Here is a 14,223-nt window from a genome sequence, read left to right as displayed (position 1 = left end):
CTTCCCGTTCCGAACGCCTGCCATGACCGCCTTACGCTACCTGCAAGCCTACCCGCCGCACCTGCAGGAACAGGTGCGCCAGATGATCGCCAGCGATCGCCTGGGCGACTACCTGCGCCAGCGCTACCCCGAGCGCCATGACGTGCAGAGTGACAAGGCACTGTACGGCTATGCCCAGGAAATCAAGCAGCAGTACCTGCGCAGTGCGCCGCCGCTGGACAAGGTGCTGTTCGACAACCGCCTGGACCTCACCCACCGGGCGCTGGGCCTGAACACGGCGGTGTCGAGGGTGCAGGGCGGCAAGCTCAAGGCGAAGAAGGAAATCCGCGTCGCCTCGCTGTTTCGCGAGGCGGCGCCGCAGTTTTTGCGCATGATCGTGGTGCATGAGCTGGCGCACCTGAGAGAACGCGACCACAACAAGGCCTTCTACCAGCTCTGCCAGCACATGGAGCCGGACTACCATCAACTGGAATTCGACCTGCGCGTCTACCTGACCTATCGGGAGCTGCCGGGCAACACCTGAGGGACAAGCACCCCATGACCACGGAAGTGAGCAAGACCCGCAGCAGCTTCTACCGCCGCCTCTACGTGGCCTGGCTGATCGACAGCCAGACCGCCACCAGCGTGCCGGCGCTGATGGAGGCCACCGGCATGCCACGGCGTACCGCCCAGGACACCATCGCCGCCCTGGCCGACCTGGATATCGTCTGCGAGTTCGAGCAGCAGGCTGGCGCGCGCAACCATGCCGGGCATTACCGCATCCGCGACTGGGGGGCGATCGACAAGCAGTGGATCATCCAGCACCTGCGCCAGCTGCGCGAAGTGTTGGGTTATCCCTGAAAGGGCTCCCCGTGGGAGCGGGCTTGTCCCGCGATGGTACGCGCAGAGCTCCCGGCAATCTCAGCCTTTACGCATGCCGATGTGCGGAATATCGTCCTCGAGGTATTCTTCGCCGACCGCTTCGAAACCATGGCGAGCGTAGAACCCCTGCAAATGCGCCTGGGCCGACAGATAGATCGATACGCCAGGCCAGCAATGGCCGGCAGCTTCCAGTCCCTTCAGCAGTAGTGGGTGGCCCAGCTTCATATCGCGCGCCTCGGGGGACGTCACCACCCGGCCAATGACGACCTCGCCGTCCTGCGATTGCGGATCGAGCAAGCGCAGGTACGCCACCAGCCGCTCACCGTCCCAGCCCATCAGGTGCAATGTGTCGCCACACAGGTCGAGCCCGTCGACTTCCTGGTAGGCACAACGCTGCTCGACCACGAACACTTCGGTGCGCAGTTGCAGGATGGCGTAGAGTTGTTCCTTGGCAAGGTCGCCATGGTGCTTGCAGATCCACTCGATGGACATGGATGGGTACTCCTTCGGTTGACCGTCGATCATCGCAAATCCTGCTGGGTTCGACGAGATCGAATGACGGTACCTGGCACTCGGCCAAAATAGAGGCTAAATGACACTATCGCCCGCTGTCGCCAGGATGCGGCTTGTGTAATCTGGACCTCTGTTGCTAGTAGAGACCGCCGTCACCAGCGTGAGCCCCCAACTGCGAAAGGAATTGAGCATGCGGCCACTGCTTTGCGTTCTTGGTTTACTCGGGCTGTTGTGCGCGGGGCCTGCCCTGGCCCAAGGCAAGCTGCGGCTGGTGGCCGACAGCTGGCCGCCGTTTACCGACACCAGCATGCCCGGTGGCGGCCTGGCCACCAGCATCGTCACCACGGCGCTGACCCGCGCCGGCTACGCCATCGAGTTCGAGGAGGTGCCTTGGGCCAGGGCGCTGATGGGCGTGGGCGAGGGGCGCTACGATGTGCTGATCAACGCTTGGTATAACGACGAGCGAACCCTGATCGGCCAGTTCTCGGGCGCCTACCTGGTCAACCGCATCCGCCTGCTCAAGCGTGAGGGCGAAGCGTTCTCCTATGCACGCCAGTCTGACCTTTATCCCTACACCATCGCCGTGGTGCGCGATTACGCCTACTCCCCAGAATTCGACAGCGACGAGCGCCTGAACAAGGTGCCGGTGCGCAGCTTCTCGTCCGCGGTGCGCATGCTGGCGGCCGGCCGGGTCAACCTGGCAGTGGAGGACGAGTACGTCGCGCGTTACAACCTGCAGCGCGAGCCGCAGCCGGTGCGGGAGGGGGTGGCGTTCGTCGACCCGCCGCTGAGCGAGAACAGTCTGCACATCCTGGTCAGCCTCAAGCACCCGGAGCATCAGAAGATTGTCGCCCGCTTCGAGAAGGCGATCGCCACGATGAAGGCCGACGGCAGCTACGACCGGCTGCTGCGCCAGCATGGGTTCTGATCGCGGGGCGATCAGGCGGGTTCGCCTTCCTTGATCAAATGCCCTGCGAGTGTCCGTAACGGTCCCAGTTGTCGGCAGATCAGCGCCAGTTGCGTCTGTACCAGCCGCTGATGCTCGTCCAGCTCCTCCGGCATCTGCTCCAGCGCGTTGGCCAGGGCTTCCTCGGCGTCGCTGTGGATTGCCACCGGCAACCGCGCCGCCAAGCCATTGGCGATTTCGTCGAGGCTGCTGGCCAGGCTCCGCCCGGCGCCATCGATCAACTGCTCGTGGACCTCGGCCGGCAGCACCGTGTCGCGGTGCGCGCCCAGCCCCGAGAGGTAGCTGAGCAAGGTGTGTGACAGCACCAGGAAGCGGAAGCCGACATCGGCTTCCTTACGGAAGTGCCCCGGCTCCATCAGCATGTTGGCCAAGGTGGTGGACAATGCCGCGTCGGCGTTGTGCGCGTTGCGCCGGGCCAGGCGGTAGGCCAGGTCGTCGCGCTTGCCATGGGCATACTGCTGCATGATCTGGCGCAGGTATTCGCTGGCGCAGGCCAGGGTGTTGGCCAGCACCTTGTTCAGCCGCCGGCCCTGCCAGTCAGGCAGGAACAGGAACACCGCGAGAATGGCGATCAGGCTGCCCACCAGGGTATCGAACAGGCGCGGCAGGAACAGGCCGTAGCCATCGCCGATCTGGTTGAAGCAGAACAGCACCATCAGGGTGATCGCCGCCGTGGCCAGGGTGTAGCGGGTGGTGCGGTTGACGAAGAAAACCACCCCGGCGACCACCGCGAACAGCGACTGGATGATCGGGTTGGGGAACAGGTCGAACAGCGCCCAGCCCACGGTCAGGCCGATGGCGGTGCCGAAGATCCGCTGCACCAGCTTGCGCCGGGTCGCGCCATAGTTGGGCTGGCAGACGAACAGGGTGGTGAGGATGATCCAGTAACCCTGGGTCGGGTGGATCAGGTGCACCATGCCATAGCCCACCGACAGCGCCAGCGACAGGCGCAGGGCGTGGCGGAACAGCAGCGAGGTCGGCGTCAGCTGGGTGCGCAAGCGTTTCCACACATCCTTGAGGTTGCGGGGCGAGCGGTCGAGCAGGCTGCTGTCGCTGGCGTCGGCCAGGCTGTCCGGGTTGCTCGCGGCGCTGAGCAGCCGATCCAGGGTGGCCAGGTTGGCGGCCAGTGCCCGCAGCGAGCGCAGCAGGCCGCGCCAGGCCGGGTTGCTCTGGATGCGCAGGTGCTCCAGCGAAGCATTGAGGTCTTCCAGGGCCTCGGGGTAGCCGCTGGCGAGCACGAAGGGCTGGCGCAGGCGGATCGAGCGGGCCAGCTCCTGGCAGGAAGAACCCTGTTTGCGCAGCAGGCGCTGGCAGCGGAACATCACATCGCTGTGGAAGAAGGCGTCCGTCAACGCGTTGTAGGGGTAGTGCGAGGCACTGACCCGCTCATGGATGTCCTGGGCCAGGAAGTACAGCTTGAGGTAGCGGCTGACCTTGGAGTTCGGCTGGCTGTTGCCGACCCGGTGCAGGATGATTTCCTTGGCCGCGTTGAGCGCCGCCACAACTTTGCCATTCTGCTTGGCCAGCTCCAGGCGCGTGGCCTCGACGTCGAGTGTGCGCACCGGCTCGAACAGGCTGGCCTTGAGCTTGAGGTAGGTGCCCAGCTCGAAGAACAGCTTGGCCAGGCTCTGCTGCACCGGCTGGTTGGAGAACAGCGCCTGCCACAGCACCGACAGCAGGCCATACCAGGCCGCCCCCGCCACCAGCAGCAACGGCTCATGCCAAAAGTCGCTGACTTCGCCGCCGCGCTGGTCGACGCCGATCATGGTGTAGACCGAAAGGATCAGCGTGGCCGAGGCGATCGCCCCATAGCGTTCGCCCAAGGCCCCGAGCATGGTCAGGGAAAACGCCGCCAGGGCCAGGGCGACGGCGAAGATCCAGGGGTAGGGGAACAGCAGCTCGACCGACAGCGCGGCGATGGCGAAACAGCCAAGGGTCACCAGCAGGGCGCTGAGCCGGCCCTGCCAGCCATCGTCGGTTTCGGCCAGGGCACTGGCGATGATGCCGAGGAACAGCGGGATGAGCAGGCTCATCTCGTTCTGGTACCAGCACCAGGCCATGCTGCCGGTGAGTGCGATGGTCACGCGGATGGCGTAGCTGAACTTGTCTTGGCCCCACAGGCGACGCAATGAATGGCGGAACGAGCTCGATGACATGATGGCCCTGGGCTGAGATCGGTTGAGTAGCGTCGAGGCTGTCTTGGGGCCGCGCAGCAGCTCCCAAAAATGGCGCTCCAGCACAGACCAGCAAGAAGCGTTCCGTGCTGCTGAATGGATTCTACTCTACACGAACTGCGCCGCCGCGTTGGCCGAAGCCCAGGCCCACTGGAAGTTGAAACCACCCAGGTGCCCGCTCACGTCCAGCACCTCGCCGATGAAGTACAGCCCAGGGCTCTTCAGCGATTCCATGGTCTTGGACGACACCTCGCGGGTATCGACTCCGCCCAAGGTCACCTCGGCGGTGCGATAGCCCTCGGTGCCGGCCGGGATCACTTGCCAGGCCGACAGTTTCTCGGCGATCTGGGTCAATTCTGCCGGCGTGTACTGTTTCAAGGGTTTCGAAACGAACCACTGCTCGGCCAGCAGGTTGGCCAGCTTGCGGGTGAACACCTCGCCCAGCACTGTCTTCAGCTCGCTGTTGGAGCGCTCGACTTGCTGGCCCTGCAGCCACTCCAACGCGTCGCGATCAGGCAGCAGGTTGATCTGCACCGTGTCGCCGGCTTCCCAGAACGACGAGATCTGCAGGATCGCCGGGCCGCTCAGGCCGCGGTGAGTGAACAACAGATTCTCGCGGAAGCTCATGCCATTGCAGCTCGCGACGCAGTCCAGCGAGGTGCCCGACAACTCGGTGCACAGTGCCTTGAGCTGGGGCTCGGTGATGGTGAACGGCACCAGGCCGGCGCGGGTCGGCAACAATTCATGGCCGAACTGGCGGGCGACCTGGTAGCCAAAGCCGGTAGCGCCTAGGGTCGGGATCGACAGGCCGCCGGTGGCGATCACCAGCGACTGGCAGGCGAACGGACCGGCGCTGGTCTGCAGGGTGTAGCCGCCTTCGGTCTTGTCGATGCGCTCGATGCTGGTGTTCATGCGCAGTTCGGCGCCGGCCTCGTCACACTCGGCCAAGAGCATGTCGAGGATGTCGCTGGACTTGTTGTCGCAGAACAGCTGGCCGAGCTTCTTCTCGTGGTACGCCACGCCGTGCTTGCATACCAGCTCGATGAAGTCCCACTGGGTGTAGCGGGCCAGTGCCGACTTGCAGAAGTGCGGGTTGTGCGAGAGGAAGTTGGCGGGCTCGGTGTACATGTTGGTGAAGTTGCAACGCCCGCCGCCGGACATGAGGATCTTCTTGCCCGGCTTGTTGGCGTGGTCGAGCAGCAGCACCCGGCGCCCGCGGCGGGCGCTGAGCTGGGCGCACATCAGGCCGGCGGCGCCGGCGCCGAGGATGATCACGTCGGTGGAGTGCACGAAATTACCTCTTCAAGAACTGGGGCCGCAAAGCGGCCCCAAAAAGTCTTCAGACGATACGGACTTTCAGGGCGCGACCCTTGATCTTGCCGCTGTTCAGCCGCTGCATGGCCTGCTTGGCCACCGCCCGCTCCACCGCCACGAACGCCACGAAGTCGAAGATGGCGATCTTGCCCACCTGCTTGCCCGGCAACCCGGCATCGCCGGTCAGAGCGCCGAGGATGTCGCCCGGGCGCAGCTTGTCCTTGCGTCCGGCACCAATGCACAGGGTGGTCATCGCCGGCAGCAGCGGCTCGCCGCCCTTGCTCTTGAGGTTGTCCAGCTGTTCCCAGCGCAGCGGCTTGTTCTGCAGGTCCTCGATGGCCTGGGCGCGGTGGCCTTCGGCCGGGGCCACCAGGCTGATCGCCACGCCTTTCTCACCGGCGCGGCCGGTACGGCCGACGCGGTGCACGTGGATCTCGGCGTCACGGGCCAGCTCGACGTTGATCACCAGGTCCAGGCCGTCGATGTCCAGGCCGCGAGCGGCCACGTCGGTGGCCACCAGCACCGAGCTGCTGCGGTTGGCGAACATCGTCAGCACCTGGTCGCGGTCGCGCTGCTCCAGGTCGCCGTGCAGTGCTTGGGCGACGATACCCTTGGCGGTCAGGTGGGTGACCAGGTCCTCGCACTGCTGCTTGGTGAAGCAGAACGCCACGCAGGACTGCGGGCGGTAGTGGCCGAGCACGCGGGTGACCGCTTCCAGGCGCTGCTGTGGGTCGATCTCGATGAAGCGCTGTTCGATCTGGCTGTCGCTGTGCAGGGCCTCGACCTTGACCTGTTGCGGCTGGCGCATGAAGTCCTTGGCCAACTGCTCGATACCGGTCGGGTAGGTGGCGGAGAACAGCAGGGTCTGGCGGCGCGACGGGGTCTTGCGGATGATGCTGGCGATGGCGTCGAAGAAGCCCATGTCGAGCATGCGGTCGGCTTCGTCCAGGACCAGGGTGTTGAGGCCGTCGAGCACCAGGGTGCCTTTGTCCAGGTGCTGCTGGATGCGCCCCGGGGTGCCGACGATGATGTGCGCGCCGTGTTCCAGCGAGGCGATCTGCGGGCCGAGCGAGACGCCGCCGCACAGGGTGAGGATCTTGATGTTGTCCTCGGCGCGGGCCAGGCGGCGCAGTTCCTTGGCCACCTGGTCGGCCAGCTCCCGGGTCGGGCACAGCACCAGAGCCTGGCAGCCGAAGTAGCGCGGGTTGATCGGGTTGAGCAGGCCGATGCCGAAGGCGGCGGTCTTGCCGCTACCGGTCTTGGCCTGGGCGATCAGGTCCTGGCCCTTGAGGATGACCGGCAGGCTCTGGGCCTGGATTGGTGTCATCGAGGCGTAGCCCAGGGCGTCCAGGTTGGCCAGCATGGCGGCGGACAGCGGTAGGGTGGCAAAAGCGGTGGTTTCAACGGTCACGAGGCGGGCCTGCGGCTGGAGCGAAAAATGTCGCACAGTCTACCAGCCTCATGGCCATTCGCCCTACGACTCGACGTGCTCTTCCGGACGACGAGCGCGCCTTCCGTCTGTCGGTGCCAGTTGCAGGAAGATCGCCGCCGCCAGCATGGCCATCACGCCGATGGTGACGAAGGTCAGCTGGAAGGCGCCCAAGGTGCTCTGCACGCCATCGCCGCTGCCGGCTGCGGTGAAGCCGCCGAGCAAGGCACCGGCGCAGGCCACGCCCAGGCTCAGCGACAGTTGCGCGACCACTGACAGCAGGCTGTTGCCGCTGCTGGCGCTGGCATCGTCGAGGTCGATCAGGGTCACCGTGTTCATCGCTGTGAACTGCATCGAGTTGACCGCCCCCAGCAGCGCCAGTTGCACCAGTAGCACGGCATAGGGTGTCTGCTCGTCGACCAGCCCCAGGCTGGCCAGGAGCAGGCCCAGCAGCAGGGTGTTGCCGGTCAGCACGATGCGGTAGCCCAGGCGCTCGATCAGCGGCCGGGCGATGGACTTGGCGAGCATCGCCGCCGCCGCCAGCGGGATCATGCTCATGCCGGCCTGGGCCGGCGAATAGCCCAGCGCCACTTGCAACAGCAAGGGCACGAGGAAGGGCAAGGCGCCGCTGCCCAGGCGGGCGAACAGGTTGCCGAGGATACCGATGGCGAAGGTCCGTACGCGGAACAGCGAGGGCGAGAACAGAGGTTCCGGGTCACGCCCGGCGCGCAACCAGTAGGCGGCCAGGCATGCCATGCCGGCGAACAACAACAGCATTACTCGCAGGTGCGGCAGGTGCAGTTCGCCCAGGCCTTCCATGGCAATGGTGATCAGCACCATTGCCGCGCCGAACAGCAAAAAACCTGGGGTATCGAAACGTGTGCGTTCAGCCCCGCGCAGGTCGGGGATGAACTTCCACACCGCATAGCAGCCCAGTGCGCCCACCGGCAGGTTGAGCAGGAAGATCCAGTGCCAGGTCAGGATCTCCACCAGCCAGCCACCCAGGGTCGGACCCAGCAGCGGGCCGAGCAGGCCGGGGATGGTAATGAAGCTCATGATCCGCACCAGCTCCGAGCGTGGGTAGGCACGCAGCACCACCAGGCGCCCGACCGGCAGCATCAACGCGCCGCCCAGGCCTTGGATGACCCGGGCCAGGGTCAGGAACGCCAGGCTGTTGGCCATGGCGCACAAGAGCGAACCGAAGCTGAACAGCAGGATGGCGCTGAAGAAGATGCGCTTGGTGCCGAAACGGTCGGCGATCCAGCCCGAGGCCGGGATCAGCAGAGCCACGGTGAGCATGTAGGCAATGATCACCCCCTGCATGCGCAGCGGGTCCTCGGCCAGCGAGCGGGCCATGGCCGGCAGCGCGGTGTTGAGAATGGTGCCGTCGAGCGACTGCATGAAGAAGGCGATGGCCACCACCCAGGGGATCCAGCGGGCGGTGACAGGGTCCAGTGGTGCGCGTTCGGGCATGGGTTACCTCAATGTCCTGTGTTGCCTGGGCCGACCTCGCCGCCGGCAAGCCGCCTTCCACAGGGGCAGTGCATGCCGGTCATGGTGGAAGCTGGCTTGCCAGCGATGAGGCCGATCCTGCCGATCACAATGTCAGGGTCAGCCCTTTGACCAACGCCCCCGGCAGATGACTCGATCCGGTGCTGCGTTGCCCATAGGTGCTGGTCGAGAGGATCATCTCGCGCTCCTGGGTCAGGTCTTCGAGCTGGCTACCCAGCAGGTTGTACAGGCTGTCGTCGAAGCGCATGGTGCTCACTGGCCCCTGGATCTGCCCGTTCTCCACCCAGAAAGTGGCGAAGCGGGTCAGCCCGGTCATGCGTGCCGCAGGCAGGTCCGAATAGTTCAGGTACCACAGGTTACTGATGTACAGCCCGGTGCCCAGACGCTCCAGAATCTTTTCGCCAGGCAGGTTGCCCGGCGCCAGGCTCAGCGCGCACGGCGACTCGTGGCTGTCTGCGCCATTGGCCTGCTGGGCGAACTCGGCGGCGCTTCGGGCGCTTACCAGCCGCTCCAGCGCACGGCCTTCGCCGATCAGCAGCAGGTCGCGACGGGGCGAGCCCTCGTCGGAGAACGCTGGGCTCAGCGAGCCGCTGACCTGCTCGCTGAAGCTCACTCGTGGGCTCAGTTGCGCGTCGCCGTTGTACAGGCGCTGCAGTGGGCTGTTGCCCGTGGCCAGGGCCTGGGCGGAGAAACCGCCCCAGCACAGCATCCCGGCGATCTCGTCCATTGCCGCCGGCGCCAGGTAGGCTCGGTAGCTGCCGGGCTTGAGGGTGATGGCCGGGCGTCCCAGGTACGCCAGCTGTTCGCGGGCCTGACGCAGGCGCGCGGCGAAGGCCTCGCCGCTCCAGGTCTGCCCGGCATAGTTGGCCTTGACTGCCTGGCCGTTGGCGTGGAACAGGCTCCAGTCGACGTTGAAACTATTGGCCTGGTGCCAGCCGAAGGCCCCGAAGGAACTGGCGAAACCCCGGCAGATGGGGCCGGCGGCATAGATGCCGACCAGGTCCAGGTCACCGGCTTCGCGCTCGATGAGGGCCAGCACTGCGTCCAGCTCGGGCAATGGCTGTTCCAGCAGGCTATGGCTGTGCCAGGCGCTGTCGTCGAGGTTCAGGTAGGGATCCACCGCCAGCAATGGCAAGGTCTGGCGCAATTGCGCCAGGGCGTCGTGCAGACGCCGTTGGTCGAGGTCGGGATCGTCGCCCAGGGTGATCTGCTGTTCGGCCTGACGCCCTTCGCGCACCAACCGCAGGTGCACGCTGGCCTGGCTGACCAGTCCGGCCTGGCGCACCTTGGCATGGTTGAAGCGCACGAACTGCGAATGCTCGGCGCTGTAGCCGAGGGTGAACTGCTCGCCCGGTTGCACGGCGGCGTTCAGGCTGTCGAGCAGGTTTTCGAAGCGTTGCTGGTACAGGGTGCTCATCAGGCGTCTCCCCCGAATACGTCGATCTGACGGAACACGCAGGCGGGCGATGCGTGACCGACCCGCACCACCTGGTTAGGCTCGCCCTTGCCGCAGTTGGGCGTGCCGAGCACCTGGTAGGTGCTGCTGTCGCCCACGGCCGAGAGGTTGCGCCAGAAGTCGGCGGAGATGCCCCGGTAGTTCGGGTTCTTCACCACGCCCTTGAGCTTGCCGTTTTCGATCAACTGCCCCCACTCGCAGCCGAACTGGAATTTATTGCGCGCATCGTCGATGGACCAGGAGCGGTTGGTACGCATCAGGATGCCGTGCTCGATGCCGCTGACCAGTTGCTCAAGCGACTGGTCGCCCGGCTCGATGTTGAGGTTGGCCATGCGGTCGATCGGCGCGCGGTTCCAGCCGCAGGCTCGGCTGTTGGCCACGCCATCCAGGCCCGAGCGCAGTTGCGAAAGAGCGCCGCCCAGGGGGCGAACCAGCAGGCCATCGCGGATCAGGAACTGCTTGCTGGCCGGGGTGCCGTCGTCATCGAAGCTGTAGCTGGCCAGCTCCTCGCGAAGGGTTGGGTCAAAGGTTACGTTGAGCAGCTTCGAGCCGTATTGCAGATGGCCGAAGTCTTCGGCTTTGACGAAGCTGGTGCCAGCGTAGTTGCGCTCATCGCCGAGGATCCGGTCCAGCTCCAGCGGGTGGCCGATGGATTCGTGGATCTGCAGCATCATCTGGTCGGGCATCAGCAGCAGGTCGCGCCGGCCGCTTGGGGTATTCGGTGCCAGCAGCAGTTGCAGCGCCTCGTCGGCCACCCGGCGGGCAGCGCCGACCAGGCCGCAGCGCTCGATCACCTCGAAGCCGCCCTGCTGGCCGAAGTTCTCCCGGCCCAGGCTGCGGCTCTGGCTGTCCTGGCCGTCGCTGGCGGTGACACCCAGGCCCGGGTAGACGAAGCGCTGGGCATGGCGCAGCTCGGCGCCAGCGGAGTTCAGGTAGGTCTGCTCGACCACGCTGATGCCCAGGCTGGCCTGCCAGTCCACCAGGCGTTCGTCCATGGGCACGCTGGCCGATTCGGCGGCCAGCAGGTCCAGGCATTCGGCGAGGTTGGGCAGGGGATGTTCGAAATTGGGCGAGACATGGTCGTGGCGTCCGTCCGGGGCTGGCTGGCCGCTCAGGTCGAGCAGGCTGCTGGCCTTGATCCGTCGGGCCAGCGCCTCGGCGTGCTCCAGGGCACGTTGCAGCCCAGCCTGGGACAGGTCGGCGGTGGCCGCGTAGGTCTCGACGCCCTCCACCCGCACGGTGAGCATGGCGCCTTCATCCTGGCTGAAGAAGGGAGGCTCGGCGACGTTGCGCCGAACCGACAGTGACTGGTGCGATTGCTTCACATGGCGAAGCGAGAACAGTTCGGCCGTGCTGCGCAGCGCGGCAAAACGCTGGCGCAGCAGGGTGCTGGAGTCGAACATGGAAATCTCCGTGTGTGCGGTGGCTCCCCCTAGGCTTTATACGAAAAGTGCCTGCGCGTCGATCATGCTGCGTTGAAAACAGGCTCGGAATGCTCATTTGCAACCAGCAAACTCCGCTTCCTCGCCTGTTTTCGCCTTGCCTGATCGCCGCTCGGCGACTTTTCGTACAAAGCCTAGAACCACCCCTCTTGCATGCCCAGGCACGTATCGTCGCGGGCCTCGAGCAAAGCGAGGTCATTATGGCAGCCCGGCACTTCCCAGGTGAGGAAATAACGCGCGGCCTGGAGTTTGCCCAGGTAGAAGTCGCGATCGCTGCCCTTGAGGAGGCCGACCTCGGCATGAATGGCCTGCTCCAGCCAGCGCCAGCCGATCACGCAGTGGCCGAACACCTTGAGGTACAGCGCCGAGTTGGCCAGCGCGCCGGCGACCTTGCCGCTGGCCAGGTCGCCGAGCAGGGCGAGGGTCACGCTCTGCAGGCGGTTGACCAGGTGCTCCAGGGGCTGGCGCAACGGATCGAGGTTCGGGTGATGGCTGGCGCGCTCGCAGGTGCCGGCGATCAGGCGGATCAGCTGCTTGAGCCCCGCGCCGTTGTTCTGCGCCAGCTTGCGCCCGAGCAGGTCGAGGGACTGGATGCCCTCGGTGCCTTCGTGGATCGGGTTGAGGCGATTGTCGCGGTAGTACTGCTCGACTGGGTACTCGCGGGTGTAGCCGTGGCCGCCGAGGATCTGGATCGCCAGCTCGTTGGCTTTCAGGCAGAACGCCGAGGGCCAGGACTTGACGATGGGCGTGAGCAGATCGAGCAGTTCCAGGGCTTGCCGGCGAGCCTCGGCATCCGCGGCGGTGTGGGTGTCATCGAACAGCCGGGCCGCGTACAGGCCCAGGTCGAAAGCACCCTCCACGTAGGCCTTCTGCGCCAGCAACATGCGCTTCACATCGCTGTGCTCGATGATCGATACGGCGGGGCTGTTCGGGTCCTTGTTGTCTGGAAGGCGGCCCTGTGGACGTTGGCGGGCGTAGTCCAGGGAATACAGGTAGCCGGCGTAGCCCAGCATCACCGCGCCCATGCCGACGCCGATGCGCGCCTCGTTCATCATCTGGAACATGCAGGCCAGGCCCTGGTGCGGCTGGCCCACCAGGTAGCCGACGCACTGGCCGTTGTCCCCGAAGTTCAGCGCGGTGGAGGTGGTGCCGCGCCAGCCCATCTTGTGGAACAGCCCGGCCAGCAGCACGTCGTTGCGCGGCCCCAGGCTGCCGTCGGCGTTGACCAGGTACTTGGGCACAATGAACAGCGAGATGCCCTTCACCCCGGGCGGTGCGTCCGGCAGCTTGGCCAGGACCATGTGCACGATGTTCTCCGACAGTTCGTGGTCACCGCCGGAGATGAAGATCTTGTTGCCCTTGAGCCGGTAGGTGCCGTCGTCTGCGGGTTCGGCGCGGGTGCGAATATCGGCCAGGGACGAGCCGGCGTGGGGTTCGGTCAGGGCCATGGTGCCGTAGTAACGGCCCTCGATCATCGGTTGCAGGAACAAGCGTCTCTGTTCGTCGCTGCCGAAGCTCTCGATCAGGTTGGCCGCGCCCATGGTCAGGAACGGGTAGGCCGTGGTGCCGGCGTTGGCGGCCTGGAAGTGGGCGAAGCAGGCTTGCGATACCAGGCTGGGCAACTGCATGCCGCCGACTTCGAAGTCGCGGTTGGCGTTGAGGAAGCCCGCTTCGAGGAAGGCGTCGACCGCAGGCTTCACCTCCGGGATCAGCTCGGCACGGCCTTCCACGTAGCGCGGCTCGTGTTCATCGCCCTTGCGGTTGTGCGAGGCGAAGTACTTCTCGGCGATGGTGCGGGCGGTGGTCAGCGCCGCGTCAAAGGTCTCGCGGCTGTGCTCGGCGAAGCGCGGGCGCTGGGTCAGGGCCTCGGCGTCGAGGACTTCGTAGAGCTCGAAGGCGAGGTTGCGGCTGCTGAGGAGTTGCTCGGACATGGCGGCATTCCTGGTTCTGGATGCAGCGAGTCTAGGCAAGGTGATAGGGCAGGGGACAGGTTAATTGGTTTGGGTGATATAGGGGCAGAAGTTGCCATCACCCAGGTCTCCTTGGGTTGCGCCGGGCGCTATGGATGTGGGTGTTACCCGTCGCAAAGCCTTGTCACGCAATTGCGCTTATATCGATATCGATATAGTTTTATCTTTGCCGCTCATGGAGAGCTTACGCCTCCGGTATGGACAAGCCAGGCGAGTGCATTGGCGGGAGCGTGCAGGATGCATGATGGGCAAAAGCCAATCGAATGGTTGGGTAGCAGCAAGCAGGACCTGCGGGACTTTCCGGTTGTGGCAAGGCAGCGGGCCGGGTATCAGCTGGAGCTGATCCAGGACGGTGAGGCCCCCTTCGACTGGAAACCAATGGAAAGCGTTGGGCCTGGGACGCGGGAAATCCGCATCAAGTGTCGGGATGGGGCGTTTCGGGTGTTCTACGTCGTGAGTCGACCAGAAGCGGTTTATGTCCTGCACGCGTTTCGCAAGACGACCGAGAAGACGGAAAAGCGCGATATCGATCTGGCGAGAGCGCGATACAAATTGTTGGGCGCCTGCTGAGCTGGAGTCGACAGT

Annotated in this window: 12 protein-coding genes; 4 read left to right on the top strand and 8 right to left on the bottom strand. The window is 65.3% G+C overall.

Annotated features, from left to right (window positions below; genetic code table 11):
- Nucleotides 1-22: 22 nt before the first annotated feature.
- The gene (locus tag AC25ND_RS15640) at nt 23-523 is read left to right on the top strand and encodes a M48 metallopeptidase family protein (RefSeq protein WP_023631708.1); all 501 of its coding nucleotides are present in this window, start codon (nt 23-25) and stop codon (nt 521-523) included.
- A gap of 14 nt (nt 524-537) precedes the next feature.
- A complete protein-coding gene (locus AC25ND_RS15635; RefSeq protein ID WP_028688318.1) occupies nt 538-840 on the top strand; it encodes a winged helix-turn-helix domain-containing protein in 303 nt (100 codons plus the stop codon).
- Nucleotides 841-900: 60 nt separating this feature from the next.
- Here AC25ND_RS15635 and AC25ND_RS15630 read toward each other — a convergent pair whose 3' ends face one another.
- The gene (locus AC25ND_RS15630) at nt 901-1,353 is read right to left on the bottom strand and encodes a GNAT family N-acetyltransferase (RefSeq protein WP_028688317.1); all 453 of its coding nucleotides are present in this window, start codon (nt 1,351-1,353) and stop codon (nt 901-903) included.
- Nucleotides 1,354-1,564: 211 nt separating this feature from the next.
- Here AC25ND_RS15630 and AC25ND_RS15625 point away from each other — a divergent pair, with 211 nt between their 5' ends.
- Nucleotides 1,565-2,302: a substrate-binding periplasmic protein gene (locus AC25ND_RS15625; protein WP_028688316.1), complete on the top strand. Its 738-nt coding sequence runs from the start codon at nt 1,565-1,567 to the stop codon at nt 2,300-2,302.
- A gap of 11 nt (nt 2,303-2,313) precedes the next feature.
- Here the strand turns inward: AC25ND_RS15625 and yccS are convergent, their stop codons facing one another.
- The 7 genes from yccS to AC25ND_RS15590 form a co-directional block, all read right to left on the bottom strand.
- The gene (yccS, locus tag AC25ND_RS15620; RefSeq protein ID WP_062360196.1) at nt 2,314-4,497 is read right to left on the bottom strand and encodes a YccS family putative transporter; all 2,184 of its coding nucleotides are present in this window, start codon (nt 4,495-4,497) and stop codon (nt 2,314-2,316) included.
- 126 nt (nt 4,498-4,623) lie between these two features.
- Nucleotides 4,624-5,805, bottom strand: a complete 1,182-nt coding sequence (locus AC25ND_RS15615) for a BaiN/RdsA family NAD(P)/FAD-dependent oxidoreductase (RefSeq protein ID WP_028688314.1) — start codon at nt 5,803-5,805, stop codon at nt 4,624-4,626.
- A 49-nt stretch (nt 5,806-5,854) separates the two neighbouring features.
- Nucleotides 5,855-7,192: an ATP-dependent RNA helicase DbpA gene (gene dbpA, locus AC25ND_RS15610; protein ID WP_232108831.1), complete on the bottom strand. Its 1,338-nt coding sequence runs from the start codon at nt 7,190-7,192 to the stop codon at nt 5,855-5,857.
- A 111-nt stretch (nt 7,193-7,303) separates the two neighbouring features.
- The gene (gene mdtD, locus AC25ND_RS15605) at nt 7,304-8,731 is read right to left on the bottom strand and encodes a multidrug transporter subunit MdtD (RefSeq protein ID WP_028688312.1); all 1,428 of its coding nucleotides are present in this window, start codon (nt 8,729-8,731) and stop codon (nt 7,304-7,306) included.
- A gap of 124 nt (nt 8,732-8,855) precedes the next feature.
- Nucleotides 8,856-10,187 carry a TldD/PmbA family protein gene (locus AC25ND_RS15600; RefSeq protein ID WP_182321839.1) on the bottom strand — a complete coding sequence of 444 codons (1,332 nt, stop codon included), beginning with the start codon at nt 10,185-10,187 and terminating at the stop codon, nt 8,856-8,858.
- Complete coding sequence (locus AC25ND_RS15595) at nt 10,187-11,629, bottom strand: TldD/PmbA family protein (RefSeq protein WP_486976423.1); 1,443 nt, start codon at nt 11,627-11,629, stop codon at nt 10,187-10,189. The genes AC25ND_RS15600 and AC25ND_RS15595 overlap by 1 nt, the downstream gene beginning before the upstream one ends.
- A 173-nt stretch (nt 11,630-11,802) precedes the next feature.
- Nucleotides 11,803-13,599, bottom strand: coding sequence for an acyl-CoA dehydrogenase (locus AC25ND_RS15590; protein ID WP_186596489.1), 1,797 nt, complete (start codon nt 13,597-13,599; stop codon nt 11,803-11,805).
- Nucleotides 13,600-13,875: 276 nt separating this feature from the next.
- Between AC25ND_RS15590 and AC25ND_RS15585 the strand changes: the two genes are divergently transcribed.
- Complete coding sequence (locus AC25ND_RS15585; protein ID WP_028688309.1) at nt 13,876-14,208, top strand: type II toxin-antitoxin system RelE/ParE family toxin; 333 nt, start codon at nt 13,876-13,878, stop codon at nt 14,206-14,208.
- Nucleotides 14,209-14,223 lie beyond the last annotated feature (15 nt).

The sequence above is a fragment of the Pseudomonas sp. P110(2024) genome (assembly GCF_057480795.1).
The sequence above is the reverse complement of the archived record's forward strand: the minus strand, read 5'-3'. Positions and strand labels throughout refer to the sequence as shown.

What these genes read in the sequence shown, in the direction of transcription:
- mdtD (WP_028688312.1), bottom strand. Translation starts at nt 8,731, where the DNA reads ATGCCCGAACGCGCACCACTGGACCCTGTCACCGCCCGCTGGATCCCC.
- AC25ND_RS15635 (WP_028688318.1), top strand. Translation starts at nt 538, where the DNA reads ATGACCACGGAAGTGAGCAAGACCCGCAGCAGCTTCTACCGCCGCCTC.
- AC25ND_RS15600 (WP_182321839.1), bottom strand. Translation starts at nt 10,187, where the DNA reads ATGAGCACCCTGTACCAGCAACGCTTCGAAAACCTGCTCGACAGCCTG.
- AC25ND_RS15595 (WP_486976423.1), bottom strand. Translation starts at nt 11,629, where the DNA reads ATGTTCGACTCCAGCACCCTGCTGCGCCAGCGTTTTGCCGCGCTGCGC.
- AC25ND_RS15585 (WP_028688309.1), top strand. Translation starts at nt 13,876, where the DNA reads ATGCATGATGGGCAAAAGCCAATCGAATGGTTGGGTAGCAGCAAGCAG.
- AC25ND_RS15630 (WP_028688317.1), bottom strand. Translation starts at nt 1,353, where the DNA reads ATGTCCATCGAGTGGATCTGCAAGCACCATGGCGACCTTGCCAAGGAA.
- AC25ND_RS15590 (WP_186596489.1), bottom strand. Translation starts at nt 13,599, where the DNA reads ATGTCCGAGCAACTCCTCAGCAGCCGCAACCTCGCCTTCGAGCTCTAC.
- AC25ND_RS15625 (WP_028688316.1), top strand. Translation starts at nt 1,565, where the DNA reads ATGCGGCCACTGCTTTGCGTTCTTGGTTTACTCGGGCTGTTGTGCGCG.
- yccS (WP_062360196.1), bottom strand. Translation starts at nt 4,497, where the DNA reads ATGTCATCGAGCTCGTTCCGCCATTCATTGCGTCGCCTGTGGGGCCAA.
- dbpA (WP_232108831.1), bottom strand. Translation starts at nt 7,192, where the DNA reads ATGCTGGCCAACCTGGACGCCCTGGGCTACGCCTCGATGACACCAATC.
- AC25ND_RS15640 (WP_023631708.1), top strand. Translation starts at nt 23, where the DNA reads ATGACCGCCTTACGCTACCTGCAAGCCTACCCGCCGCACCTGCAGGAA.